The sequence below is a fragment of the Galactobacillus timonensis genome (genome assembly GCF_900240265.1).
In the GTDB taxonomy this organism is placed as follows: Bacteria; Bacillota_I; Bacilli_A; order Erysipelotrichales; family Erysipelotrichaceae; genus Bulleidia; species Bulleidia timonensis.
Genome location: NZ_LT964740.1, coordinates 235,133 through 261,322 on the forward strand (window position 1 = coordinate 235,133; position 26,190 = coordinate 261,322).

The 26,190-nt window shown below is 48.5% G+C and carries 22 protein-coding genes and 1 tRNA gene; 8 read left to right on the plus strand and 15 right to left on the minus strand.

All coding sequences use genetic code 11. From position 1 onward, the window contains the following. Positions 1-90 precede the first annotated feature (90 nt). Genes plsY through C1714_RS11565 form a run of 3 tightly spaced genes read left to right on the plus strand, consistent with a single transcriptional unit; the run spans position 91 to position 2,711 of the window. Positions 91-720, plus strand: a complete 630-nt coding sequence (gene plsY, locus C1714_RS11555) for a glycerol-3-phosphate 1-O-acyltransferase PlsY (protein ID WP_102343397.1) — start codon at positions 91-93, stop codon at positions 718-720. Continuing rightward, entirely contained in the window at positions 707-1,501 is a 795-nt protein-coding gene (locus C1714_RS11560; protein WP_102343398.1) for an alpha/beta hydrolase, read from the plus strand. Before plsY ends, C1714_RS11560 begins: the two co-directional genes overlap by 14 nt. A 10-nt stretch (positions 1,502-1,511) precedes the next feature. After that, the gene (locus tag C1714_RS11565) at positions 1,512-2,711 is read left to right on the plus strand and encodes a hypothetical protein (protein WP_102343399.1); all 1,200 of its coding nucleotides are present in this window, start codon (positions 1,512-1,514) and stop codon (positions 2,709-2,711) included. Between the two features lie 170 nt (positions 2,712-2,881). Here the strand turns inward: C1714_RS11565 and C1714_RS11570 are convergent, their stop codons facing one another. Genes C1714_RS11570 through C1714_RS11590 form a run of 5 tightly spaced genes read right to left on the minus strand, consistent with a single transcriptional unit; the run spans position 2,882 to position 8,434 of the window. Then, positions 2,882-4,249, minus strand: a complete 1,368-nt coding sequence (locus C1714_RS11570) for an aminopeptidase (RefSeq protein WP_102343400.1) — start codon at positions 4,247-4,249, stop codon at positions 2,882-2,884. Positions 4,250-4,279: 30 nt separating this feature from the next. Continuing rightward, positions 4,280-5,854, minus strand: a complete 1,575-nt coding sequence (locus C1714_RS11575; protein WP_102343401.1) for an amidohydrolase — start codon at positions 5,852-5,854, stop codon at positions 4,280-4,282. After that, complete coding sequence (locus tag C1714_RS11580) at positions 5,851-6,849, minus strand: Gfo/Idh/MocA family protein (protein ID WP_102343402.1); 999 nt, start codon at positions 6,847-6,849, stop codon at positions 5,851-5,853. The genes C1714_RS11575 and C1714_RS11580 overlap by 4 nt, the downstream gene beginning before the upstream one ends. Beyond that, a complete protein-coding gene (locus C1714_RS11585; protein WP_102343403.1) occupies positions 6,846-7,619 on the minus strand; it encodes a GNAT family N-acetyltransferase in 774 nt (257 codons plus the stop codon). Before C1714_RS11585 ends, C1714_RS11580 begins: the two co-directional genes overlap by 4 nt. Continuing rightward, a complete protein-coding gene (locus tag C1714_RS11590; RefSeq protein ID WP_102343404.1) occupies positions 7,619-8,434 on the minus strand; it encodes an enhanced serine sensitivity protein SseB C-terminal domain-containing protein in 816 nt (271 codons plus the stop codon). Before C1714_RS11590 ends, C1714_RS11585 begins: the two co-directional genes overlap by 1 nt. Before the next feature lie 74 nt (positions 8,435-8,508). Between C1714_RS11590 and C1714_RS11595 the strand changes: the two genes are divergently transcribed. Together C1714_RS11595 and C1714_RS11600 are read left to right on the plus strand one after the other, a co-directional pair. Next, the gene (locus C1714_RS11595; protein ID WP_102343405.1) at positions 8,509-9,078 is read left to right on the plus strand and encodes a rhomboid family intramembrane serine protease; all 570 of its coding nucleotides are present in this window, start codon (positions 8,509-8,511) and stop codon (positions 9,076-9,078) included. Positions 9,079-9,194: 116 nt separating this feature from the next. Then, positions 9,195-10,655, plus strand: coding sequence for a S1C family serine protease (locus tag C1714_RS11600; protein WP_245305123.1), 1,461 nt, complete (start codon positions 9,195-9,197; stop codon positions 10,653-10,655). Between the two features lie 155 nt (positions 10,656-10,810). Here the strand turns inward: C1714_RS11600 and C1714_RS11605 are convergent, their stop codons facing one another. Beyond that, positions 10,811-12,280 (minus strand): ArnT family glycosyltransferase, encoded by a 1,470-nt coding sequence (locus C1714_RS11605; protein WP_167850047.1) that lies wholly within the window; start codon positions 12,278-12,280, stop codon positions 10,811-10,813. Between the two features lie 102 nt (positions 12,281-12,382). Here C1714_RS11605 and C1714_RS11610 point away from each other — a divergent pair, with 102 nt between their 5' ends. Then, a complete protein-coding gene (locus C1714_RS11610) occupies positions 12,383-13,096 on the plus strand; it encodes a glycosyltransferase family 2 protein (RefSeq protein ID WP_102343407.1) in 714 nt (237 codons plus the stop codon). Here the strand turns inward: C1714_RS11610 and C1714_RS11615 are convergent, their stop codons facing one another. Beyond that, positions 13,097-14,635, minus strand: coding sequence for a glucosyltransferase domain-containing protein (locus tag C1714_RS11615; protein ID WP_102343408.1), 1,539 nt, complete (start codon positions 14,633-14,635; stop codon positions 13,097-13,099). It abuts the gene before it with no gap. 111 nt (positions 14,636-14,746) lie between these two features. Here C1714_RS11615 and C1714_RS11620 point away from each other — a divergent pair, with 111 nt between their 5' ends. Beyond that, positions 14,747-16,018, plus strand: coding sequence for a DDE-type integrase/transposase/recombinase (locus C1714_RS11620; protein WP_102341427.1), 1,272 nt, complete (start codon positions 14,747-14,749; stop codon positions 16,016-16,018). A 229-nt stretch (positions 16,019-16,247) separates the two neighbouring features. Here C1714_RS11620 and C1714_RS11625 read toward each other — a convergent pair whose 3' ends face one another. The 7 genes from C1714_RS11625 to C1714_RS11655 form a co-directional block, all read right to left on the minus strand. Next, the gene (locus C1714_RS11625; protein ID WP_135567938.1) at positions 16,248-17,132 is read right to left on the minus strand and encodes a hypothetical protein; all 885 of its coding nucleotides are present in this window, start codon (positions 17,130-17,132) and stop codon (positions 16,248-16,250) included. Between the two features lie 228 nt (positions 17,133-17,360). Next, positions 17,361-18,785: an MBOAT family O-acyltransferase gene (locus C1714_RS11630; protein WP_102343410.1), complete on the minus strand. Its 1,425-nt coding sequence runs from the start codon at positions 18,783-18,785 to the stop codon at positions 17,361-17,363. Positions 18,786-19,062: 277 nt separating this feature from the next. Further along, positions 19,063-20,622, minus strand: a complete 1,560-nt coding sequence (locus C1714_RS11635) for a glycosyltransferase family 39 protein (RefSeq protein WP_102343411.1) — start codon at positions 20,620-20,622, stop codon at positions 19,063-19,065. A 104-nt stretch (positions 20,623-20,726) separates the two neighbouring features. After that, positions 20,727-21,092 (minus strand): DUF1667 domain-containing protein, encoded by a 366-nt coding sequence (locus C1714_RS11640; protein WP_102343412.1) that lies wholly within the window; start codon positions 21,090-21,092, stop codon positions 20,727-20,729. A 1-nt stretch (position 21,093) separates the two neighbouring features. Beyond that, a complete protein-coding gene (locus tag C1714_RS11645) occupies positions 21,094-22,350 on the minus strand; it encodes an NAD(P)/FAD-dependent oxidoreductase (protein WP_102343413.1) in 1,257 nt (418 codons plus the stop codon). A 1-nt stretch (position 22,351) separates the two neighbouring features. Next, positions 22,352-23,782, minus strand: a complete 1,431-nt coding sequence (locus C1714_RS11650) for an NAD(P)/FAD-dependent oxidoreductase (RefSeq protein ID WP_102343414.1) — start codon at positions 23,780-23,782, stop codon at positions 22,352-22,354. 75 nt (positions 23,783-23,857) lie between these two features. Next, entirely contained in the window at positions 23,858-25,219 is a 1,362-nt protein-coding gene (locus C1714_RS11655; RefSeq protein ID WP_102343415.1) for an SGNH/GDSL hydrolase family protein, read from the minus strand. Between the two features lie 74 nt (positions 25,220-25,293). On the opposite strand from C1714_RS11655, the gene C1714_RS11660 reads away from it, so the two are divergent. Beyond that, positions 25,294-25,917: a tetratricopeptide repeat protein gene (locus C1714_RS11660; RefSeq protein ID WP_167850048.1), complete on the plus strand. Its 624-nt coding sequence runs from the start codon at positions 25,294-25,296 to the stop codon at positions 25,915-25,917. Positions 25,918-26,087: 170 nt separating this feature from the next. Here the strand turns inward: C1714_RS11660 and C1714_RS11665 are convergent. Then, positions 26,088-26,178 (minus strand) — tRNA-Ser (locus tag C1714_RS11665). Positions 26,179-26,190: the final 12 nt, after the last annotated feature.

A 26,190-nucleotide genomic window follows, 5' to 3' on the forward strand; every position in this document is an offset into this window, starting at 1 on the left:
CCTATTATAGCAGAAAACGTAAATTTCCCGGCAGCCCCGTTCGGCAGGGATCCAGGTGCTAAAATGATCGTATTGCTAAGGAGACAGCAGATGAAAATCGTACTTGTTCTGGCAGTCAGCTATCTGTTTGGATCGGTGCCGTGGGCGCTGGTCATTGGAAAAGTGTTCTTTCATAAAGACATACGCAAAGAAGGCAGCGGAAACCTCGGTGCTTCCAATGCTGGCCGGGTTCTCGGCAAACCGGTAGCTGTCATCGTGACGCTGCTGGATGCGTTCAAGGCGTTTTTCTCGATGATGCTGGCGTTCTACGTCACGCCTTCGATCGTTCCGCTGGCCGGACTTGCCTGCTGCATCGGACATTGCTATCCGGTGTTTGCCGGCTTCCATGGCGGCAAGGCAGTGGCGACTTCGTACGGCTTTCTGCTGGGACTGGTCGTTTTCCTTCATCAGCCGGTGTTTTGGCAGTTCTTCTTCCCGATTTTCTGCTTCTTCGGGATCCTGTATCTGTGCCGGATGGTTTCGGTTTCCTCGATTCTTTCTCTGTTGATTGCGGTCATCGTCTGCTGGCTGAGCAATGCCCCGATTCAGGCAAGTCTTTCCCTCTCAGCACTCTGGTGTTTTGTAACGTACCGTCATCGCTCCAACATTGAGCGCATCAAGAACGGTACCGAAAATACGATCAAGTGGATGGGAGAAGTCAAGCACCATGGGCACCATTGAGACATTCACCCTTTCCGTTAAGCCGCTGACACAATCGCCGCGCCGCGTCTGGGTGTATCTTCCGAGCGGCTATGAAAAAGACAGCCGGAAGTATGATGTGCTCTATATGTTCGACGGGCACAATCTCTTTGATGATAATGTTGCGACCTACGGCCGCTCCTGGCGGCTGAAGGATACGCTGGATCGGATGAAGCTGCCGCTGGTGATCGTCGGACAGGATTGCAACCATACGGGAAACCGGAGGCTGGAAGAGTACTGCCCGGTTCCGCTGGACCCAAATGCAACCTTTGACAATCTCGTGGAAGCCAGAGGCCTCAAATCCAAAGGCACAGTCACGGCGAAATGGTTTGCCGAAAAGCTGAAGCCGTATTGCGAGGAGCACTACCGCATCTTCCGTGAGCGCAGCCACGTCGGCATCGGCGGCTCTTCGATGGGCGGCCTGATGTCGCTGTATATGATCGCGGCTTATAACGATGTGTACGGGAAAGCGCTCTGCTTTTCTTCGACGCTGGACATCACCTTCCAGCAGCTGCGGCCTGTTCTGGAACAGGCGCAAATGAATCCGGATACCCGCGTCTATCTCAACTTTGGTGAAAACGAAGGGAAAGGAAAACATTATCTCGCCGAAAATATCGAGACGATGTTAACGGCGAACCGCATCCTTCAGGAACATGGTGTCACTTCCACAGCCGATCTTCTGCTGTACGGGAAACATAATGAAGCCAGCTGGGACCGTGCCTTCCCGGATGCGGTCCGCTTCCTCTGGCCAGAATGTTCATAAGGAGAAATGCATGAAAAAAAGCAGAAGTCTTTTGAAGCCGGCCCAGTTACTATTCGGGACGGCACTTGTTCTTTTTTTGATTCAAGGTGTATTTAGGGATACTCTCCTGGTCTCAGCCGCCGACACGAATCGATATCTGGTGATTATTCGAATTCTATATCTTTTCTCTCTTGCTCTGTTGGCAGTAAAAATACTGTTCTTTCAGGATTTTCTCCACTCTTCTTTTTTTCACTCCATATATTTCTGGATTTTTACCATACTTCTAGCCATCAGTACATGGATCAGTCGCAATCCGGCACTTTTTAGTGTTTGGCTGTTTGCTTTAGCATCTGCAGATACAGATTACGATGCCATAGTTCGCATCACCTTCTTCATGGAAACCATCTTGATTTCTTCCATCGTCATTTTGAGTTTTGCCGGTATTCTGCCAACCGAAACCTATCCTCCTGCAACAGGCCATCCTTTTACCAGATATTCTTTTGGCTTTCTCCATCCGAACTCCATGGGACTGTATATCTTTCATGTTGCGTGCTGCTTTATTTATCTGCGTCGTAGGAAATCAGCGTTTCCTTCATTCCTGATTTTGACTGCTATTACATTATTCAATTATGTTGTTACAAGCAGTCGTACTTCTTGTATTGCTTCTACTCTTCTTTTAATTAGTCTTGCTCTGTACAAATATCTTTCAAGGGAAAGGGTAAAAAACCGCGAAAAAAAGCTGCATACTTTATCCTGTTTTCTTGTAGCTGGAGCAGGGCTTACCATTCTCGCAAGCATCATTATGTCCTTTTTCTATGATCACCCTTTCATTCAGAAAATTGACTTTCTATTCTCGGGTCGTTTTTTCTACATTTCAAAAGCATTTTCTGAAAATGGACTTTCCTGGTTTGGAAAAGCACCTTTTTCAATCGGAGGACCTTTCGATAACTCCTATATGTGGATTCTTCTGCATTATGGAATATTGACTTACATTTCTGTTTCAATCCTGTTCATTTTTCTTCTGTACTGTTTACGCAAAAACAAACAATGTCTTGAAGTCATTATTCTATTCGTATACTCCTGTTATGCAATGATGGAATCTGAAATATTTGTACCTAATAAATGTGTATTTGTGTTGTTGTTTGGTATCTTCTTTATAAACAACTTTTCAGTAACAGGAATACCAAAACCAGATTCAAAAGATACAATCGATCCTGCTAGGAGTGAATAACCAAAGGGAGAATACCACCCCAAAGAGATATATGTAGATTAATCAGTATCTTTCCAAGGAAGATCTGCATTCATCCCTTCATAAAACGCTCAAAAAAATGCGGACAGACATTTTGCTGCTTAAAACAGCATATCTCTCCGCATTTTTTTCACAATACCAACATAGAATGATTACTGAATCTTGTTCAGGAAGGTCTTGTAGGCACGATAGCCTTCATAGACATCAGCCTTGGAAACGATCTCGGCCGGCGAATGCATGCTCAGGACGGCAATGCCCGCATCCATGACATCCATGTTCAGATTGGCGAGGATATAGGCGATTGTTCCGCCGCCGCCCGCATCAACAGCACCGAGCTCGGCGGTCTGGAACTGGACATTGTCCTCATCCATGACGCGGCGCACCTGGGCAATGAATTCCGGATCCGTATCATTGGAACCCGACTTGCCGCGGGAGCCGGTGTATTTGTTGAAGACGATACCGTTGCCAAGAACAGCGGTGTTCTTCTTTTCAAACACCGATTCATAAAGCGGGTCGAGCCCTGCCGAAACATCGGAGCTTAACATGCAGGAATTTGTGAAGGTGTCATTGAGATCTGTCAGAGCCGTTTTGCCCTGCAGCGCCAGCAGCTTTGCAATGCTGTATTCGAAGAAGCGGCTGTGCATGCCGGTTGCGCCGACGGAACCGATTTCTTCCTTGTCCACAAGAATGCAGCAGGAAGTGCGTCTCGGCTTTTTCATCTCAAGAATCGCCCGCAGCGACGTATAAGCGCAGACACGGTCATCATGGCCGTATCCCATGATCATGGAACGATCGAGGCCGAAGTCACGTGCCTCGCCGGCCGGAACAACCTCCAGCTCGGCAGAGATGAAATCATCCTCTTCAATGTCGTACTGTTTCTTGAGAAGCTTCAACAGTGCCGTCTTGACCGGATCCTTTTCAATTCCCTTTTCCGGAATTGATGCCGCCAGCACATCCAGAGCCTCACCTTCAACAACCGTCTTGCCCGGCTTCTCCATCTGCTGCGCCGCAAGATGGACGAGGATCTCACTGATGCCGACCACCGGTTCATCCGCCTTTTCACCGATCGAAATCAGCTGACGGGAGCCGTCCTTGCGGCAGACAATGCCATGCAGTGCCATCGGACGCGTTGTCCACTGATACTTCTTGATGCCGCCATAATAATGTGTATCGAATAATGCGAGTCCATCGCTCTCATACAGCGGGTGCTGCTTGAGATCCAGACGCGGAGAATCGATATGTGCACCCAGTACGTTCATGCCCTCGGTCAGAGGTTCTTCACCGATCACGAAGAGGCAGATATTCTTGCCGCGGTTGCTCGTGTAAACGCGGTCTCCGGCCTTCAGCGGACGGTTGATCAGCTTCAGATTCTGAAAGCCGGCTTCTTCCATCATCTTCTTGGCTTCGTGGACAAATTCCCTCTCCGTCTTGGCACGGCTGAGAAACTGCCGATAATCTTCGCCAAAGGCCATGATGTCCTTCATGCCCTGTGCATCCTGTTTTTCCCAAACTGTTTTCATAGTGTTTTTTCCTCCTGTTAAATCGTTGTTTTATCGTTCCGGCGCATTAGCGTCATAGACGACTTCGCCGTTCATAATCGTTAACAGAACTTTGTCCTGCCCGATTTCGGTTTTCTCAAGCGTACGGGGATCCGTTTCAAGAACCACAAGATCGCCCTTCTTCCCAACCGCAATCTCTCCGATATCCATCTGCAGTGCCTTTGCCCCGCGGGACGTATACGAAGCCAGTGCCTCATCAATCGTCAGGCATTCCTTCGGATTCATGGCGGATTTCCCATCCATTGTCTTCCGTGTCACTGCCAGCTGGATGCCCTTCATCACATCCGGTTCCGTTACCGGAGCGTCGGATCCGTTGCTGGTATTGACGCTGCGAAACAGCGTCGCATACGGATACGAAGTATCCGCCCTAGTCTTTTCGACGCGGCTTTCCAGGATCGGGGCATCATCTTCGATGAAGGCACTTTGAATATAGCAGTTCAGATTCATCTCCTGAATCTGTTTGATCTGATCCGGGCGCATGATCTGACAGTGAACGAGGCCGTGTTCCAGCGGATTGCCCGGAAGATTGACTTTTTTCAGGTTCTTCAGTACCTGATCGACTGCGCGATCGCCAATGGCGTGGCAGATCGTGGGCATATTGAACTGGACCGCCAGCTTCATCAGAACCAGCATCTCTTCATCGTCATACAGAAGGATGCCTTTTTCATCCTTTTTGTCCCTGTACGGTTCGCTCATCGCTGCCGTATGGGCACCCAGCGATCCGTCACAGACAAGCTTCAATGGACCGATCATGAAGAAATCGTCACCGATGCCGGTGCTGTAGCCTTCATCAAGAAACGACGCAAAGCTTTCCGGACTTTCAAATTCGCACTGCTGGCTGACGCGGACCGTCATCCGCTGCTGATAGCTGAGCTGACTGTAGGCGTCCATAACGGTCTTCCAGTCGGCACCGGTGCTCATGAAGTCATCCGATCCGCAGGCCGTGACGCCATAACGGTTCATCTGCTTCATGGCCTTCAGCAGCCATTCCTTCACCTGATTGAGATCGGGCTTCGGTTCCGCATCATGAACAACATTAATGGCGTTTTCATAAAGACGTCCGTTCTGAAAGTCGATGGTTCCACCGGCGATCATCGTATCGCCGTCAATCCCAGCGGCTGCCATCGCTTTCGAGTTGACAAGCATCTGATGGCCACACGCCCTCGTTAGTGCTACCGAATGCTTTCCGCTGACGGCATTGAGTGCTTCCAGGGATGGAAGTTCTGCCACATCGAACTGTTCTTCGTTGAAGCCGCGGCCGATGATCCAGCTGTCTTCTGAGGTTTCGTTTTTCACTGCCGCCTCGACACGGGCAAGCAGAGCTTCACGGCTATGCACATTAAAAAGATTCAGCTGGGAAAGAAACTGGCCGTATTCCAGCAGATGCATATGCGAATCAATGAAGCCCGGCGACACATAGGCACCATGGACATCGATCACTTCGGCATCAGGCAGAGCGGAAAGTTCCCGGCTGCCGGCAACCTTTGTGATTACTCCGTCTTCCATCAGAACGCTGTCGAAGGATGTTCCTTCAATTCTGGCATTGCAAACAACAAGACGGCTCATAGCGTTTCACCTTCGGTTTCACCGGCATAGCGGATCCCTGCCTTATAACGGCACAGATCCAGGGTATGAAGAATTGAAAGCGTCAGCGCATGCGGTACGATCTGTGATTCTGTTCTTCCTTCTTTGATGTTTTCGAGAAAATCATGGATCTCGGCCGCCATCGGATACGTACACGGTTCCGCAAGCTCCTTCTCTTCTTTCGTGACACGGTCAATACGAACGATCGAGGTAAGAATACCGGGGTTATTGATACGGATCGTACCATCCTCCCCCTCAATCTCCGAATCAAAAGCGCTCGTACTGATCTTGGAAGCCATCACAATGCCATCAAAATCCGGATAGCTGACAATGGCACTCGACGTCCCATCGACACCACTGGCAAGCTTGACGGCATGGGACTGAATGAATTCGGGTTCGCCAAACAGGCTCACCAGATCCGCGAGGCAATAAACGCCGAGATCCATGAATGTTCCGTTGCACAGTTCATAGCGGAACGTCGTCGGATTCTTCCCTGCCCGATAGGCATCATAGCGGCTTGAGTAGCGGGAATAGTTGAAGAAGACGCGGCGGATCGTACCAATCGTACCGATCGCCTGCTTCAGAATCTGAAGATTCTTCGTATAGAGAGGAACGATCGCATCCTGCACAAGGACATTGTTCTTTGCGGCAAACGCAAAGACAGCCGCCGCCTCCTTCTCGTTGACCGCAAACGGCTTCTCCGTCAATACGGGCACACGGTGCTCAACGCACAGCTTCGTCATCGGAACATGCAGCGCATTGGGCGAAGCAATGTAGACTGCATCCACGACTTTCGCATCCAGCATTTCATCCAGTGAATCATAGACGGATGGAATGTTATATTTCTGCGCAAACTTTTCCGCATTCTCCCGATGACCGCTGGCCACCGCCTGCAGGGTCAGATCCTTTTCTTTACTTGTGCTGGCGACAAAGGTATCGGAAATAAAGTTGGTGCCAACAATGCCAAGACGGATCATTTCGTTTCCTCCTCATCTGCCCAGAGTATCTGTGTATCGTAGTACTGCTCCTCAAAGGCGATGGAACGGATCACATCTTCCTTTGAAAGGTGATTGTCCTTTGCAACGATCAGGGCATAGCCATCCGCATTGCGGCGATAGATGATCCCGATGACTGTTCCCGTAAAGCTGTCCAGCGGCTCTTCCACTCCGACAACATAGGCGCTCAGATAATCGCCCTCGCCAACGCTTTCCTCGACGCTGCCCTTGTTGGCCGTCACTTCCTCATCCGGATACAGGGGATGATAGCTTCCATACGGAAGCTCCACCGTCACATGAACCGTTTGATTCAGCCAGCGGCGTCCCAGCAGATACTCCATCTGCACATAGAGGACACCGTCTTCCTCTTCTTCTTCGCCTTCCGTCACAAAGCCGAACGAACGGTACAGCGGAACAAGGGAGCGCAGCGTACGGACACGCAGCCGCGTCTCGTTGTGCTTTTCGGCATCGGCGGCTGCTGCCTGCAAAAGCTTTGTGGCGATGCCTTTGCCCTGTACCTCCGGTCGAACCGCCAACAGGGTCATTTCATTTCCTTCCCGTACTGCAAAGCCGGAAAGGTCGCGTTCAAATGCCCCGATGGCCGTCCCCTTCTTCAGATGATCCGGAATCGAGGTGAGATACGCAGCGGCGCTTTCCTTTTTCAGATGAAACTGGTCTGCCGCAAAAAAAGCTTCCCGCGCAAGATTTTCCGCATCCGGAAAATCTTCGAAGGTCAGCTGACGGATCCGCATCAAAGGCCAAGCTCCCGGTCATAGAGAGGGACGCTGTCCTTCAATACCTTCTCATCGTAAGCCTTTGTCCACTTGAGAACCGTGACATCTACACCTTTGGCATGGGGAACAGCGGCTTCCCTGAGCGCATTCATCGTCTCTTCCGAAAGCTTGTCCTCATCGCACTTCACAAACAGTGCAAAGCTGATTGCCGCTCCGGCAATCAGCTGCTTGAAGAATACCTGCTCCACTTCCGGCAGCTTCTCCGCCTCATCATGGACTGCATTGACCAGAGCCGTCGGATAGATGCGCGGCTCCATGAATGTCACCTGCATTCCTGCCGGAATCTTTCCGCTGGCAAGTGCCTTTTCATTTTCACGTGCCTGCTGATGTGCTTGGGCCAGAGAAATGACCAGCTTCTTGGGCAGTACGATGTTGGCATTGAACGGATCAATGACAACGCCTTCCGCCTGATTGCGTGCATCACTCAGAAACGGCGCAAACTCAAGCACCGTACGGACAATGAACTGTCCCTTTGAAGCTTCCGGGCGCTGCAGCTTCTTCGATTCTTCTTCATCCGTAAAAGCCGGGAAGAATGTCTTTCCGTCATTGGTATGAACAAGGACAAACGAGATCTGCATATTCTTCGCAGATGCTCCCTTGATTGATACCGGAACCAGAAGACGCGCCTTCTCCAGCTGGCGGATCATCTTCTGCTCATTTTCCTGTGTGCGTTCTTTCTTTAATTCCGCGAGGGCTGCCTTGAGCTCCGGGTTCTTGATATCCGAAGCCTTGACCTCACGAAGGTTAATCTTCTTTGCGTTATTTTCTGCCATGAGTTTACTGTTTCTCCCGCTGATTATTATACCGTTGTTCCGGCCATTCTCAATGTGACTGCTATAATGGCGGAATGAAGAAAATCACCTGGAATTCCCCTGTTGTTCTGACGTTTGCATTGATTTCGCTGCTGGCGCTTGTTTTGAACGGAGTGACCGGCGGCGCTAGCAACCGTCTGCTGTTTTCGGTCTATCGCAGCTCGTGGAGCGATCCGCTGAGCTATGTCCGTCTTTTTACGCATGTGCTCGGTCATGCGTCGTGGCAGCACTATGCGGGCAATATGCTCTTGTTTCTGCTGACCGGCCCACTGCTGGAGGAGAAATACGGCAGTAAGCGTCTTCTGCAGCTAATTGCGATCACGGCACTTGCCACGGGCCTGGTACATATCCTTCTGTTTCCAAATACGGGACTGCTGGGAGCCAGCGGCATCGACTTTGCCTTCATTCTTCTGGCCTCAATCACGGGATCACGGCGCAGCGGCGAAATTCCGCTGACGCTGATTCTGGTCGCTGTCATCTATTGCGGACAGCAGGTATATGACGGTCTGTTCACGGCGGACAATGTTTCTCAGCTTTCGCATCTGATCGGCGGCGCCATCGGTACAATCTTCGGGCTGCGCATGTCTTCGAAACGGCGGTACTGATCTATACAAAGAAACGGAAATGTCACAATTCAGATCCGGTTCAGTGAAAATTCACATTCAGTTCACATTAACCGCCTATAGTAACAGTGTTCCAGAAAAAAGGAGGTGTTCATTCTATGAGTGAGATGAATAACACGGAAAATAAAAATATTCAGGATGCGGAGATCGTATCCTGGAAGTGCCCGACCTGCGGCACCGAAAATACCGGCAACTTCTGCACACAGTGCGGAACCCGCAAACCTGCTCCGAAGGAAGAGCCGAAGAAGGAAGAAACCGTAAATGCGGCTTCCACAGCAGAAACCGCATCTGCAGCAGGTACAGCTTCTGCTGATGCGGCAAAGGCAGCAGCACCTTCGACCCCTGTCTATAAGGACAACAAGCCGAAGAAGGAAAAGAAGCAGTCTTCCCGCGGACTGAACCTTGCGCTGGCAGCAATCCTTGGTGCCGGCTGCGGATTCGGCGGCGGCTATCTTGCGACGCGTACCGGCGGCTCCTCGTCCGGCACAACTGTCGTTTATACGACAGCTCCGGATTCGACAAGTGCCGATTCCAGCAGTGACTCCAATGTCGTCTCTACTTCCAGCGGCGACCTGACGATTCAGGAGATCGCAGCCAAGGCACAGCCGAGCGTCGTTGAGATCCAGACGGAAATCACACAGCAGAGCTACAGCATCTTCGGCGGAACCTATACCGCGGAAGCAGCGGGCTCGGGCGTCATCATCTCCAATGATGGCTATATCATCACCAACAACCATGTCATTGAGGATGCCAACTCCATCTCGGTTACAACCTACGACGGTCAGACCTACGATGCGACGCTGGTCGGCACCGATGAGAAGTCGGATATTGCCGTAATCAAGATCAATGTGAGCGGCCTGACGGCTGCTACGATCGGTGATTCCTCCAAGATTGCCGTCGGCGATACGGCCGTCGTCATCGGCAATCCGCTGGGAACTCTGGGCGGAACCGTCACCAACGGCATTATCTCCGCAACCGATCGTGAGATCACCATCAACAACGAAGCAATGAATCTGATCCAGACAAATGCGGCCATCAACTCCGGCAACTCCGGCGGCGGCCTGTTCGATGGTCAGGGTAATCTGATCGGCATCGTCAATGCCAAGGACTCCGGCACAACATCTTCCGGCGCAACGATTGAAGGTCTCGGCTTCGCCATTCCGATCAACGATGCGATGGATGTTGCGACACAGCTGATTGAAAACGGCTATGTCACCAACCGTGCAACGATCGGTGTCACGCTGCAGACGCTGACCCAAGATTATCAGAACTATCCGGCCGGTCTCTACATCGCTTCCGTCATGAGCGGATCTGGCGCTGAAGCTGCAGGCCTGCAGCCGTATGACCGCATCACGGCGGCGGATGGTACCGCGGTATCCAGCTACACAGATCTCTCCAAGATCCTGAAGACAAAGAGCGTCGGCGACACCATCACCTTAACGATTGTCCGTGACGGTCAGACGATGGATGTCGATGTGACGCTGACCGGTGTTCTGCAGAATAGCTCCTCTTCCAGCAGCTCTTCAACAACGACGCCGGACACACCGTTCCGTCCTTAACTGAAAAGTTATTGTTCAGCCTGCGTACACCTGGTGCGCGGGCCTTTTTGTTCATCAGTAATCACAGGATATTTGAGGCTGGCTGGCATCAAACCTGATTTCAGTTTTCTTCAGTTTTCTTATGACGATTTCATTTTATATTCAGCAGGGATTTCTTATTGCTTGCCCAAAACATAAACTGAAAGATCGCCAGATTCTCCTGCCTTCTCATAAGAATGAACATTCAGAAACAAATACATGCGTTCATAATCATCCTTACGCAAAGATGATTCCGAACTAACCACAACAACGTTTGGAACGTTCATTTCCAATTCCTCAAAATACGAGTCCATTATTGAGGGGTCTATCATTCCAATCGGACTTTGATAAGAATACCTGGAAGCTGATTGACGCTCACTGGCAATATATATTAGATCATCATTTCCGAAGACAGTAATTGGGTCGGAAACATGTGTACTTTGTTTCACCATTTGAACAACCTTATCTGTATCTTCTGATAGCCCCGTATGAGAAATCTGTGTCCGGATCTGCATCGCACTCTGTACCAGCAATGGAATAAAGAGAGCTGTCCATACAGCAGCAAAGAAAGGTCGATAGTTTACTGCATCGGCCTGTACCCCTTGCTCATTTATCAAAGCAAGAGGATAGATAAAGGACGGAACCAGTGTAATTCCATAGTGCAAAAAATACTTGCCGCTGATTGAAATGAAGATCAGATTCAAACACAGTGTCAGAAGCCAGACCAGATCAATAACTCTTTTTTTTATTTTTATTTGAAAAGCTAAATAACATATGCATAGCAAAACGACTGAATTCAGAGTAAATCTGGCTAATGTTTCAAGCTTTCCATAATAAGAAGAACTGTCCGCCGTATAGCTGCTATTAAAGATCAGATAATCCTTTATAAAATCATCAAATGCATTTCCCATGTACAACCACTGGAAAACCGGTATAACAACGGCCAGCGTTCCGGCGATAAAACCGAGCAAGTATTTCCCCAATGATTGAAATTCCCTGTTTCGGATACACTGGACCAAGACTCCAAGACACATGATTACCCATAATCCGGCAATATTCGGCCGGATCAATAGCACAACGCCAAAAGTAAAACCACAGATTATCAGACGAATGAAGGAGATGCGCTGATTAAGATAATAATCCGTAAAAATATAACCGGCGATGGCAAGGAACGGTAACGCATAATCTTCAACCATTTCTCCTCCCTGCTGATATACCGCCGAATACATCAGCATTGACGAGATTGTCGCAAGCAGAGCTGATTTTTTTCCCGCAGCAAGTCTGGCGGTTTTATAAAAGAAAATAACCGCAACAAGCAGCAGCAGGAAACTGATTACCCATATTCCTTTCCAATAGGAAAGTTTCATTCCTAGTGCGTCAAGAAGATATACTACCGGCCCTTTATGATCAAAGGAATCCCGATACGGCATTCCCCCGCCCAGAATAACCGATCCCATATAGCGAAAAACAGATGCGTCCGTTAATGGTTCGCCTCCCAGAAAAGTAACTGCATTCTGCATGGAGCATAAAAAAGCCGTTAATATAAGTAAAACTGCAGTAGACAAAAACGTCTTTCCTTGAACAACTGATTTCATCTGAAACTCCATTATTTTGAGATTATAGCGCAGATTCGAAAACATAACGTCTGACCTTTCAGAAATTGTGCTACCATGCTATTGTTTTGATATTAGAATATCCTGTGGAATCATATGGAACATTTTTTCTTGATTATGCCTGCTTATAACGAAGCAGAAAATATCTCAATTACAGTAAATGAATGGTATCCCGTAATAGAGAAATTAAATAAAGAAGGGGTACAAGCAAACTTAGTTGTAATTAATGACGGGAGTAAAGATACTACATATTCAAGACTGCTTGAGCTTCGTAAAAGCCATCCAGCCATGATTCCCCTAACGAAGCCGAATGAAGGCCATGGACCTACATTATTGTTCGGATATCACTATGCATTAGATCATGGAGCGGATTATGTTTTTCAAACGGACTCTGATGGCCAGACAAACCCCAAAGAATTTCAGCAGTTTTGGGATCTCCGGCATCAATACGATGCAATTTTCGGCAATCGTGTTGTCCGTGGTGATGGGAAACAGCGTGCGTTTGTTGAGAAGACGCTCTGCCACCTTCTGAAGCATTATTTTGATGTTGCTATCCCCGATGCGAACGCCCCCTTCCGGCTCATGACAGCTTCGTTTCTTAAAGATTATCTTTCAAAAATGCCAGCGAATTATAATCTTCCTAATGTAATGCTTACAACTTTCGGCACCTATTACCATCGAAATATTCATTTTATTGAAATAACATTCAAGCCGCGGCAGGCAGGTGTCAATTCCATTAACATTAAAAAAATAATTAGAATCGGGTGGCAGGCCTTGAAGGATTTTAAAAATTTCAAAAAAGAAATGTAACTAGCTGCTCAATTTCACGATAAGGCTCCCTTCAACCCACCGAACCGCAGCTGGATCCGGAAAAGACGGCATCTCTGCAATGTCTTCTTGGTTCTGGATATCCTTTTCTGTAGCAACTACATTGATCGGTCTTTGAAGAACATTTTTAAAATATTCCTTGTAATACGTATTTGATGCGCTATGATAATTGCCGCCCGTAATACGATAGAGATTTTCAAACCCAGGGATTGAATCCAGCAAAGCATCTGGATGCCCCACAAAAATGACCGGTGTCTCGCCCGGTTTATAATCATCCATCGTTTCAATCCGATCAGCAATCCTTGTAAACAACGACAACGTAGCTTTCGTTTCTAGATCTTTTTTTACATAAAATCCATTCGATGTCATGACGTTGCCTAAAAGGATTAGAGACACAATGCAATATGAAATGTATGTAAGAATTGGTTTCCCTCCCACTTTACCGGATTTATATAACCCTATCAGAACAATCAAAAATATCAGGAAGAAACAATGAGCATAGTGCATCAGATCATGGCTGAACCCCGCAAGAACAAAAGATACATCCACTCCAATCGGAATCAAAAGTACAAGGATCCATGCAAGCAGTTTCTGTTTTTGATTCAACAAGCCTGTATGTAAATACCTAAGAAATAAAAATGCACACAAGCAGCATACAGCTGCATTAAGCCCCATGGACAGCCATGATTCATAAAGAGATGGTGTTCGAATAAAAGAAGAAAAGGTGTATGCCCATCCAAAGACGATGTTACGAAGGATTCCTGATACAGAATTATTTAAAGGTGCAGTTAAGGAATTATATGAATTCTCAATAAGAGACACGCCCGTAATCAGGTTTGCGCCTTTCAACCAGAGAATGTAAAGCAATCCACCGCATACAAGCATAGTCATAGCACGCAGACCAGAATGGATAATCAATCTTTCATCTTTTTTCTGAAACACTTCCACAAGCATCACCATAAGAATAAGCGTTACTGCCACCGAAAGATAGCTTTGGTACAAGCCAAGAGAAGCACTAAGCAGAACTGTACTTAACAGCCAGCTCCCTCTTCCCTTGTTTCGTTTCCAGAATCTGACTGCAGATACTGCCAGAAGCAAAGCAAGCATATCGCAATCAAGGTCACTCAGATATGAGCCTGTCAGAGCAATTACACACTCATTTGTGACCATGGCTCCGGCAATCAAAAAGATATCCTTTTTTGATTTTATTGAAAATATAGAACAAACGATAATAACTGATAAAAACAGCCAGGTCAGAGCGTACATACCAACCAGCCAAGGTATTGTCAGGTTTCTGCGCATCAGCCACACATAGAACGGGACGAATACTCTTCCCAGTGAATAACGCCAGGTTCCGCCTGCGGTATAAAACTGTCCCAAAGAGTCATGGGATAGATCCCATTGCATAAACATAAACCCATGCGCTGCTATTCCCCAAAACAGAACAGAAATGAAGCATATCTTCAGGAAATCCTTATGATCTTCGATCCATGATACTAACAGATTCATTTTGTTTGTCATGTCACTCTCCTGTCATAGTTAAATGAAAATGTCCCACACGTGATCAAATGAAAATGTCCCATTGATTTCAAGGCATTCGGGGACTAATGCATTCATCTGGAGGTGATCCAGATGAAGAAAGAAAAAGATAAAGTTAAAGCTCTAAAACTACTGGAACAAAGGGATTCGAACCCTAAGATTACTTGTCAATGGATAGCTGATCAATGTGGATACAGCCGGAAGCAGATTGAGCGATTGTCAGCCGAGAGAAAGATAAAAGATACGTCTGCTATTCTCACTCACGGCAATACCGGAAGAAAGCCGGTAACCACTGCCTCCGACCAAGAGATCAGGTACCTTGAGGATTTAAAGAAGACGTATCCGTCAATCACCATAGCACAGTTCAGAGACATCTATCTTGAAGATGTCATTACAAACAAAGACAAGGAAGCCGATGTTGTGAGGTATGGATTGAAGAACCGCAGCAAGACCTGGTTCCGCGATCTGTTTGTAAGGGAAGGATGGACGTCTCCTGTAGAGAAGCCAGGCCGGACAGATGGTACACGCGTCACGCATTCAACAAGAGCCCCGAGAGACCATATGGGAGAGCTGGTGCAGATTGATGGAACGCCCTACGACTGGTTCAATGATGGCAGAGCTTACGCCCTTCATCTTGCGGTTGACGATGCCAGTACCGAGGTTCTTGCGGGATACTTCATGGCTGAAGAATGTGCGCGTGGATACGCCCGTATGATGAAGCTTGTTCTGGAGAATTACGGCATTCCGGAAGCACTGTATTCAGACAAGTTCTCAGTCTTCCGCAGCGTCAAAGCCGGAACACCAACGCAGTTTGCCAGCATGATGAATAAGCTTGGCATCACTATGATCTTCGCAAATTCAGCTCAGGCCAAGGGACGCGTTGAACGTTATAACGGTACGGCACAGATGCGGCTTCCGAATGACCTGATCCGATGGAAGGTACCCCACAACTATGATTACCTCAATGACTGGTTCAACAAGAAATACAGGCTTTACCTGAATGCGAAATTCTCATATCCGGTAAAGGATCCACATGAGCTGTTCACTCCGGTACCCTTTGATTTCAACTATTCAGAAGTCTTCAGAGCAGAATATCAGAGGCAGATCAGGAACGATGTGTTCTCCATGGGGAACTGCTTATATACCCCGGTGACAAGCAATGGAGAGATTGTTCACCTCAGCCAGAAGCAGAACATTACTGTTTACATAGACGCAATTACAGATGAGATCTACATCGAAAGATACGGAAAACATTACACATGCATGAAGGTTGGAGAACGGAAGCGTGACAATTACTACACGGTAAGTAACGAGAAGGAACTTCAGAAGGTACTCAATGAAATGAACGCGAATAAAAACAAATGATTGTTACGTTTCAGAAGTTTCTAACAAGATGGGACATTTTCAAAAAATCTTAACANGCGTGACAATTACTACACGGTAAGTAACGAGAAGGAACTTCAGAAGGTACTCAATGAAATGAACGCGAATAAAAACAAATGATTGTTACGTTTCAGAAGTTTCTAACAAGATGGGACATTTTCAAAAAATCTTAACATGTCATGTCACTCTCCCAAAAAAACATGTAGTTTTCTTAGTTTGCCTGATCAAAAAGCTTATTGTAATCAAAGGTGCTGTACAGCCTGTATTCTTCATCCAGATAGGAGGAATAATTTTCAATTGTCAGTTCTCCCACTCCATCATGCATATACTGAAGCATCAAAGAATTCACTTCCTCTCTGTAATGGTGATCATCCGTATAATTGTTCAAATCACAGGTAATTTCAGTATTCGTGTTCCATGAAAAGAGATGAATATTAGAAACCTGGAGAATCAATTCGATGATTTCTCGTTCTGCATCATTCCATTTCTTAACGAGCCCGCTCTGATAGATATTCCCCCACCATACGGCACTGCAAGGCGTAATGAAATAATAGAACTGTATATCCGGATTCTCCTGGGCAACTGAAATGACATTCTGCGTGATATTCTCCCGGATTCGCTCGTGTTCCTTCTGCGTCAGTTCAGCTTCCTGAACAGGGTCGGTAAAGGGTTCGTGGCCTGCAAGCACATTTTTTCCTCCGAACGTTTTCGAATTCTGCCAGTTAAGATACTCGTCAAATGAGGTGACTCCGGCCGCTTTTCCTTCCACCTTTTCCTTTATCATACTCAGACAGGTGGAAATAGCACTACTGTTCAGCAGGTAGTTCACATCATTCAGCGGATTATTATCATATAAATATTCAGGATAGGTAGAAAGAGCAAGGTTAAACATATCATCCGGGCCATCAAGAAAGTTGAACGGATCAAGTCCGCGAAACACCGCTTTCAGATGGCCGGTTTTCACTGCTCGTACAATTTCACGATTAGTTTCCAGAAAAGTCGCACCGGAAAAAGGTGTCTTTATAAACTTCATTCCAAACAATTTTTCTGCTTCCGAAGTTTTGAAGTTCTCCGTCATGGAAGTGCCAATGATCATTGCATCATAATTGAAATGACGGATAATTCCATCATTCTGATCCCGTTGATCATTTAATTCATAGTAAAACCTGGGATTTGGTCCATGAAAATGAAACCAGGGATCAATATAGGATACCATCGCACCCAAAAGGACACATATTGAGAGTACACAGATGCAGAATAAACGCACCCATTCATTCTTGTTTATTTCACATTTTCTGAAAATAGTCATCGCATTGTCAGCCTGTTAGAAATTGTTATAAATAAAATTTGTTGCCCCGTTCAAATTCACAAGGCAAAGAATAAACAAAGATACCGAAACAATTAGTGAAAAGACATTTTCAAAATATTTCCTTCGATAATTATTGTTTACTGTTAAACAGAAACCATATCCTGCAACAGGAACAGCAAGCCAGCCAAAGATATATTTCCAATCCGCAAAGGAACCATACGGGATACCCATCAACAATTGAATTGTTGCATAGTAGATACTTCCAGAGCATCCGATCCCCATCCCCTTCAGGGTAAAGAGTGCTGTTAACATCTCCCACCATTGCCCGACTGATTCAGAGCGGAACAAAAGCCATAACAGATCAACCAGAAACATTGTAACCAGCCAGCGGATTGCTTTAGGAATATGTGACTGCTGACGTACAGTCATTCGATCGAGCACAGAAAGGAGCCCATGCAAGAGTCCCCAGAGAATAAAGGTCCAGTTCGCACCATGCCAGAATCCACTGATCAGAAAAACGATGATCACATTGAGACAGGTACGGAATTTCCCTTTTTGATTTCCTCCAAGTGGAATATAAAGGTATTTCGTTAGAAAACTGGTCAAGGAAATATGCCAGCGTTTCCAAAAATCTCGAATTGATACAGCACGATACGGAGAATCAAAATTGATTGGCAAGGGAATATTTAGCATACAGGAAACGCCTGAAGCCATGTCTGTATAACCACTAAAGTCAAAATATATTTGTAAAGAATACAGAATCATAAGAAAAACTATGTCTGAAGCAGTCATCAAACGTGTGTTTTCATAACCCTGTGCAACATAATTGGCCAGTTTATCCGCAACCCACATTTTCTTGAACATTCCGAAACAAAATATCTGAATTCCTTTTGAAATGTTGGCCGCATCCGGAGTTAACCGCTTCGGATTACGAATTGACGAAACAAAATCAGCCGGCTCGATGAGGGGACCCATCAGGATTTTTGGAAAATACAAAATATAAAGAAGATACTCTGATATCGAGAAAGAATCTGTCTTTCCATTTTTTGTATCTATAATCCAGGCGATCTGCTGAAACGTAAAAAAGCTGATTCCTAAAGGTAGAACAATTGACTTGTTAACGGGAACATTAGCTATACCGGCGAAAAAACCGGCATATTTAAAGAAGCCCAGCAGGACAACTTGAAAAACAATGCCGGCAGTCATCCAGGCAGCCGCATGGAATCTGTATGACTTTATTCTATATGAAACATACAGCGTTCCAACAATACTAACGAGAAGCACTACAGATGCTTTCCATCCATTTGTACAATAAAAAGCAACGGAGATAATTATCAAAAAGATTGTATTAACCTTCTGTCCAAATTTAGCACTTATAAAGTAAAAGATGACAGAGATTGGAAGAAAGTAAACCAGGAAAGCAAAAGAATTAAATAACATATCATTTACCTGTATCAGACACAGAAATCATCGCATGACAGTGACTATCATACCATCCATCTCTTTTGTAGTGAGTCTGTCATCCTTTGAACGGATCGAAAGCAATCATCGAGAGAGTCGTTTTAAAATTACCGTGAAATCTGAAAAAAGGATTCCCCTGCTCGGCCTGCCTGATGCTACCTCGTGAAGAATTCGGTTTCTTTTTGATTTGTTTGTCAGATGCGGTCCATGGAACGGGACGCAATCAGATCGGCGCCGGTCCCACTGCTGAGCGGCCTTATCCCCTGCGCAGTTTTCCGCAAAGTATAAGGAGTTCTTCCGCAGCCATCGGCACCAGCAGCACAAAAAACGGCATGCAGTATCTCGGCTTCGCTTCCCAGAAAAACTGAAAGATAAATCCGCCGATGAAATAAATCAACGGGAGGACCTGCACCATGGACAGACAATGGCGGCGGACCTGTTTCAGTGCCCGGATCATCCAGAGAACGGAAAGAACCTCGACAGCGCTCAAAACCGCCATCAGGAATCCGTCCAGATGCTCAAGGATTCCGGAACTGCAGAACGCCGTCAGCGCCGCTGACCTTCCTTCGCCGGTGTAGTTCAGATAATTCGTAATCCCGTGAAACCAGGGATCACACCATTCATAGACCAGCTTCTTTTCAAATACAAACAGATTGCGGACATCCGCAAAGTAATAGTTTGTCAACCGGTTCATGATTTCCTGCACCGCAGCCCGGTCTGCCAAAGCCGTGGAGCCGGAAAACTGATCATAGAAGCGAAAGTTCGTCGCATCGAAGCTGCCGGGACCGCCCGTAATACCGGGCCACCAGTTCAGCCCCATCAGGACATAGGCAGAAACCGGAATCCCCTGACTCAGATCAATGCCGCGTACCGCGGAAACATGGCTAACAACCGCCCTCTCCACAACCGTATATCCGCCCCATACCAGAAGACAGAACGCGGCTGCCAGCAGGAATTTTTCAGTCTTCCCTGTGTCACGATCATCGAAGGCAAGCGAAAGAATCACGATCATCATACCGGCGACCGAAGCGATGCGCGTTGTCTGATATAGAAGATTATCAAAAACAAGAAGACAGCCGCTCAGGCCCAGGCCAAGCCAGCGCCTCCACCCGTGCTTCTTCAGGCTCACCAGCAGTCCCCAGAATACGAAGACACTGAGACCCAGTGTAACGGTCGTCGGATAGAAAAGATTGGTATAAAGCGATGTCGAGGGCCAGAGAGCCACAAAGCCCGCGGAAAGAAGACCCGCACTCCGCTTTCCGCAAACCGCCGTTGTCAGTAAATACATGCCAATCACAAGCAGCGCAGCCATGAACGAGTTCATAACCCGAAACGCTGCATAATCATCCGGTCCGATTTGAAAAAGGCGCACAATCAGGGAACATACCCAGGCGATCCCTGCCTGATGCGGAGCACAGCTCCAGTAATAGGGATCCGGCGCATCTCCCGGAACTCCGGAGAGAAACTTTGTCATATTCCAGATATGAATTGAATCCGAGTACAGACCAACGTTGTTGATGTGATTCAGATACAGACTTACACAAAGGGTATAGCAGGCAAGGACGGCAGTAATCAGCGCCGCCGTCTTTCTGTCCGGTTCGGTCTTCTTCCGCTGCAAAAGACGCAGAACAATCATCAGAACACCTATCAGCAGAGCGGTTTTCAATATCTGCAGCAACGGATTCAGATTCGTCTGCGTAAGAAGTTCACTGTAATAGGTGAAGTCAGAAACTGCTTCAAAAGACAGACTGAGATACAGCAGCTCTGCCGCAAATACGATCCCGAGCCCGAGTATGATTCTCTGAAAAATGCGCATGAAAACGGATCCCCTCCCCACTGCTTCTGTTCACACACGAAAAAGAGTTCCACTGAAAGAATCCGGAGCGTTGTACCGTCCGTTTCCAACAGGAACCCGTTTTTTTATGCCCGATTCATTGATCTTGAAGCGATCAGATCGGCTCCCGTTCCCAGAAAGTCCTTAACAATGACCTGGTCCATTTGAACCGGGGCCTCGATCGTAATCTTTCGGATTTCGTCCATCGCCTGATCACAGAGATCCAGCGGAATCTCCTTATTTGTAATCACAGGGAGAACCCGCAGCGTACCATGTTCGATCCGCACCGTCGATGTCAGCACACGCATCGGACGAATCGTCTCCTGGGCCGCATAATTCTTACCCTTGTCACAGCTGTAGCCCTTCATATCGATCACATTACCGTCATCGACCGTGACCGTGATGCGACAGCCCTTCGGACAGTTGACGCAGACCAGTTCCTTCGTTTCCATCTCAGTTTTCCTCCACGACTTCAACGGTAATGTCGCCCGCAGCGTTTTCCAGCTGCTTTCCAGCGATCAGTACCTGTTCCATTTCGGAAGGAATCAGATGTTCCTTGGCAATGGAACGGATCACATTCTCACCATTTCGGATCCGGATCGTTCCCTTCGCAATCGGTTTGCGGACCCGAAAATAGAACTCCACCAGAGCCGGAAGATCACTCGTATGCAGCGTACCCGGTACCACGTAACCGACATTCTGTCCGGGGATCGTCGGGATTTCGCCACCTGTATTTTTCCCCTTCGTAAGATACCGGGCGGCACCTTCTGCGGCCTTCGCCGCCTGATGCACCACATAGTCGGCAAGATCGTGCACATGCAGACCGTTGCCTGCCGCAAAGATGCCATCGACGCTGCTCATGTAGTTTTCATCGACACGCGGCCCTTTGATATGCGGATCCATTTCGATGCCGCAGGCGTCGCCAAGATGATTCTCCGGAATCAGTCCGCACGACAGCAGCAGCGTATCGACGTCAAAGTACATTTCGCTGCCCTTGATGGGCTTGCGGTCAGGCCCGACTTCGCTGAGCTCAATGCGCTCCAGACGCTCATGACCGTAGACGTTGGTCACGGTATGCGAAAGGTAGAGAGGAATATTGAAATCCTCCAGGCACTGCTTCATGTTGCGGGGGAGGCCGTTGGAATACGGCATCAGCTCTGCTACGCCGAGAACCTTTGCGCCTTCCAGCGTCATGCGCCGTGCCATGATCAGACCGATGTCTCCTGAGCCAAGAATGAAGACGCGCTTGCCGACAAGGTAGCCGTCGATATTGAGATAGCGCTGTGCCTGCCCTGCCGTATAGATGCCGGCCGGACGCTCGCCCGGGATGCCCAGGGCGCCGCGGGAGCGTTCATAGCAGCCGACGCAGAGGATGATTGCATCCGCAGAAATGGTTGTATAGCCCTCTTCGGAATTGACATAGGTAATATGACGGTCCCGGGTAATTTCCATGACCATCGTATTGAATTTCATTTCCACGTTCTGCTGGCGGGCCTCGACGGCCAGCCGTTCCGCATACTCGGGTCCGGAGAGCTGTTCGTGGTACGTCTGCAGGCCGAATCCGTTGTGAATGCACTGGAGCAGGATTCCTCCCGGCTCACTGTCCTTTTCAATCAGAAGAATATCTTCGATGCCTTTTTTCTTCAGGTTCGCTGCGGCCGAAAGACCGGCGCACCCGGCTCCGATAATGACTGCCTGATAGTTGCGCATATTAACGGTTCTCCTGTTCCAGAATCTTTGATTCAAGGCCATCGAGGACGATTGCGGTCGGATCCCTGTGCAGCTCACGGGCAAGGATGCCGACGACACGCGGCTCACAGAAGCCGCCCTGACAGCGGCCCATCCCCGGACGCACGCGTTTCTTTACGCCCTTGACGGTTGTGGCGCCGCAGGTGCGGTGGATGCAGTCGACGATTTCTCCTTCGCTTACTTCTTCGCAGCGGCAGATGATCTTTCCATAGAGGGGATTGGCCTTGATGGCAGCCGCCTTTTCTTCGTCACTGAGCTCATTCATGACGAGGGGACGTTTCCTTGTCATGACGGCATCCGGATTTTCCGTAAAGTCAAGCTTGCCCTTGAGCAGTTCACCGGTCACATATTCGGCAATGGCCGGGGCACTGGCAAGGCCCGGAGACTCGATGGACGCAACATTGATGAAGTTGGGCGCATCCTTGGCTTCTTCAATGATGAAATCAGAACTGGAGGAAGACGGACGGAGTCCGGCAAAGTTGCGGATGCTGTACTGCAGAGGAACGCTGCGCATCGTCTTTGTAATCATGGAGCGAACGTAATCCATTCCCTGGAAGGTGGATCCGGTATCCGTCGTGCTGGCGATATAGTCACTGTTCGGACCGATCAGGGTATTCTTATAGACCGTCGGAACCGCCAGGACGCCCTTTCCTTTCGCACCCGGCACCGGGAAGATGACATGGTGCACGAATTCAATATTATGGTCGATGACGAAGTATTCGCCCTTCTTCGGTGTCATTGTAAAGCCGGGATCGGTGGATACCATGCGCGCAATCTGATCGGCGCATACACCTGCCGCATTGATGACAACCGTCGCCTCAAACTCCTTGTCACCGGAGTAAACGGTGTAGCTGCCGAAATGGCTTTCGATAGCCGTGACCGGCGTATTCAGATGGAGTTCGACGCCGTTGTTAACGGCATTCTCCATGGCCGCAATTGCCACTTCCCATGGATAGATAATCGCTGTTGTAGGGAAGGAAAGAACCCTGGTTACGGAATCGTTGAGGTTGGGTTCTTCGAGTCTTGCCTCGTCGCCGCTCAGCCATTCATAGGGTATCTTCCTGCGCTCGGCACGGTCTGCCAGCACTTTGAGGTGTTCCTCTTCTTCGGGGCTCGTTGCGGCAATATAGGCACCGACGACCTGATATTTACAGCCGAGATTCTTGCAGAGATCGGGATACAGACGGGCGCCGCGGACATTCATCTTTGCCTTCATCGTGCCGTCTTCGGGATCGTAGCCGGTATGGACGATGGCGGAATTGGCCATGGTCGCCCCATCGGCAATGTCATTCTCCTTCTCCAGAACGGCAACTTTCAGCTGAAAGCGCGACAGGCTGCGGGCAATCAGGGACCCCGTAATCCCTGCGCCGATTATCACTGCGTCATATCTCATGATGTGCTCTCCTAAAATTGCTGCGTAAATTATAGCGCTTACATTCGTTCATGGAAACAGAATCGAAACCGGTTCTCATTGAATCGTTTCCGCAGCAGAGACAGAAGCGGAGGGAGCTGTTTCTGCCGCATCCTCCGCTGTAACTGTAGTTCCCTTCGCACCGGCGGCTTGGGCAGGTTCGGAAGCTGCGGGACTGCTCGTCGGTGCTGCCGGAGATTCCGTACTGGCTGGCGAAGTTGTTTCCGTCGGCGCCGTTGAATCCGCTGGCGAGGATGATGCCGGCTGCGAAGGCGGCGGTGAGGTCGGTGTTGTATTTTCTGTTGTTGAGTTATCCGAAGCGGCCGTTGAAGATGCCGCGGTTGACTGTGCCGTTGGTTCGGCTGTTGCAGATGGAGTCGGCGTCGGCCAGGTGCAGGTCGATGTGGTCGCGTCCCAGGTTCCATATGCACCGAGACACCCGCTTTCGGTAGAGGTATCCCCTTCGGTTGCCGGATTTTCCGTAAAGTCTTCATTGGTCAAAGGATCGGTACGGATCAGACCGTCCGGTACGCCGACAATCGTCGGAATCGCGGCCAGAGGCTTAGGCCGGTCGTCCTCCGTGATCCAGGCATGGGTGCGGATGTAGGTGAAAAGAGCCGTCAGCCCCTGGGTCGAAAGATGGAGACCGTCCGATATGGTATACCCTTCCTTTGCATAGCCGCTGGAAGAATCCTTCAGGGTTTCAGCGCTGTTCAGATATTTCCAGCCCTTGTCCTGGCACATGGTGGCGATCGCCTTGTTGTAGGCATCGATCTGCGTCATTGTGACATTGGTATAGGTACGGTTTTTCGCAACCGGAGGAATGCTGTTGACGATGATGTCGAGTGAAGGATAGGCATCTTCGATTTTCTGAATCTGCGCCGAATAGCGGTCGATAAACGAGGTGGCATCGGTAGACGAGCCGCTGAGATTATTGGTTCCAAACGTGATGATGACACGCTGCGGCTGAAGGATCTTCACGGCATCCGGCATCGTAAAAGTGCCGGTTGAAAACTGCATACACTTGAGTGTGGAAATGGCATCAATGCCCATGCCCACGACTCCGATCGTATTGTTCTTGGTGGTGAAGGTGGAACCGTCTTCGCCTGTGATCCGCATGAAACGGGCCGTATTGGAATCTCCCAGGAATAAGGTGGAGTCAATGTAGTCCTGACCCGCATCCTGGGTTTCGGCAAGAATGGTTCCTTCATATTTCGTGACATCGATGACATTCGCCGCCGCATCATAGGTTGCCTCGGCCGTAGACTGTGCAGGCTTGGCCATTGAGGCACGGGAACGGTTCACGATTGGCAGAAGAATCAGGCACACGGCAATGACAAGAACAGCAACCAGGAGGATTACGCCTGCCGGCTGCACCTTGTAGCGGTGTCCCTTCCAATGAAAGTAGAATGGTTTCATATACCATTGATTATACGCATTCGCCTGCTTCTGCCGCAATCGGAAGAAGCGGGCGCCCGTGCTACAATGGCAATATGGATAATAACGAAGAAGTAAAACGGAATGAGGATGAGACTCTGACGGCGATCGGCGAAGCGTTTTATCGCGGAATCGGTGTCAAAGTTGATTATAAAGAGGCATTTCAGTATTTTCAGAAAGCCGCATCTATGGGCAATGTGCGGGCAAAGACGTGTCTTGGCCGCTGCTATGAGCTTGGGCGCGGGACAAAACGAAGCTATGAAACGGCTCTTGACTGCTATGAAGATGCGTCGGCGCAGGGCAACATTCTTGCGACGCTGAAGATCGGCGATTTCTATCAGAAAGGAATCGACGGCCTTGTGCCGAAGAATTCCATTACGGCAAGCCAGTACTATCTTCAGGCGCTCAATCTTCTTCAGATGTCGCCCGATGCCTGGGAGGCAGCCGGTGTTTATCTCCGGGTCGGAGACTGTCTGTTCAATGGGATTGGTGTCGCCAGGGATATCAAGACTGCCTACAAATGTTACAGCCTTGCGGCAGACGGATTCTTTGACCGCATGAATAACGCCGGCGACGCAGAATGTGCAAAGGATCTGGACAGAGCCGAAAAAGGTGAGAAGCGCTGCAGCAAACTTCTGCACCTTCCCAAACCTGTGGATGAGCCGCCGTTTGATGCCTGATCACCCGATAGAGAAGAACGTTCATACATGATGGACGTTTTTTATAATTCTAAATAACACGCTAATAACCATTTCCAAAACAGACAGCGAAGTGATGCAAACGCTAAGTGCCGGGAAAAATGGTGCCAGGAAAATAAAAAAACCGCATTGTTATGCGGCTTCTTTACATATGGCGCAGGAACAGGGATTTGAACCCTGGCACCGTGTTACCGATCTACAAGCTTTCCAAGCCTGCCCCTTCAACCACTTGGGTATTCCTGCACGTGGTCTCAA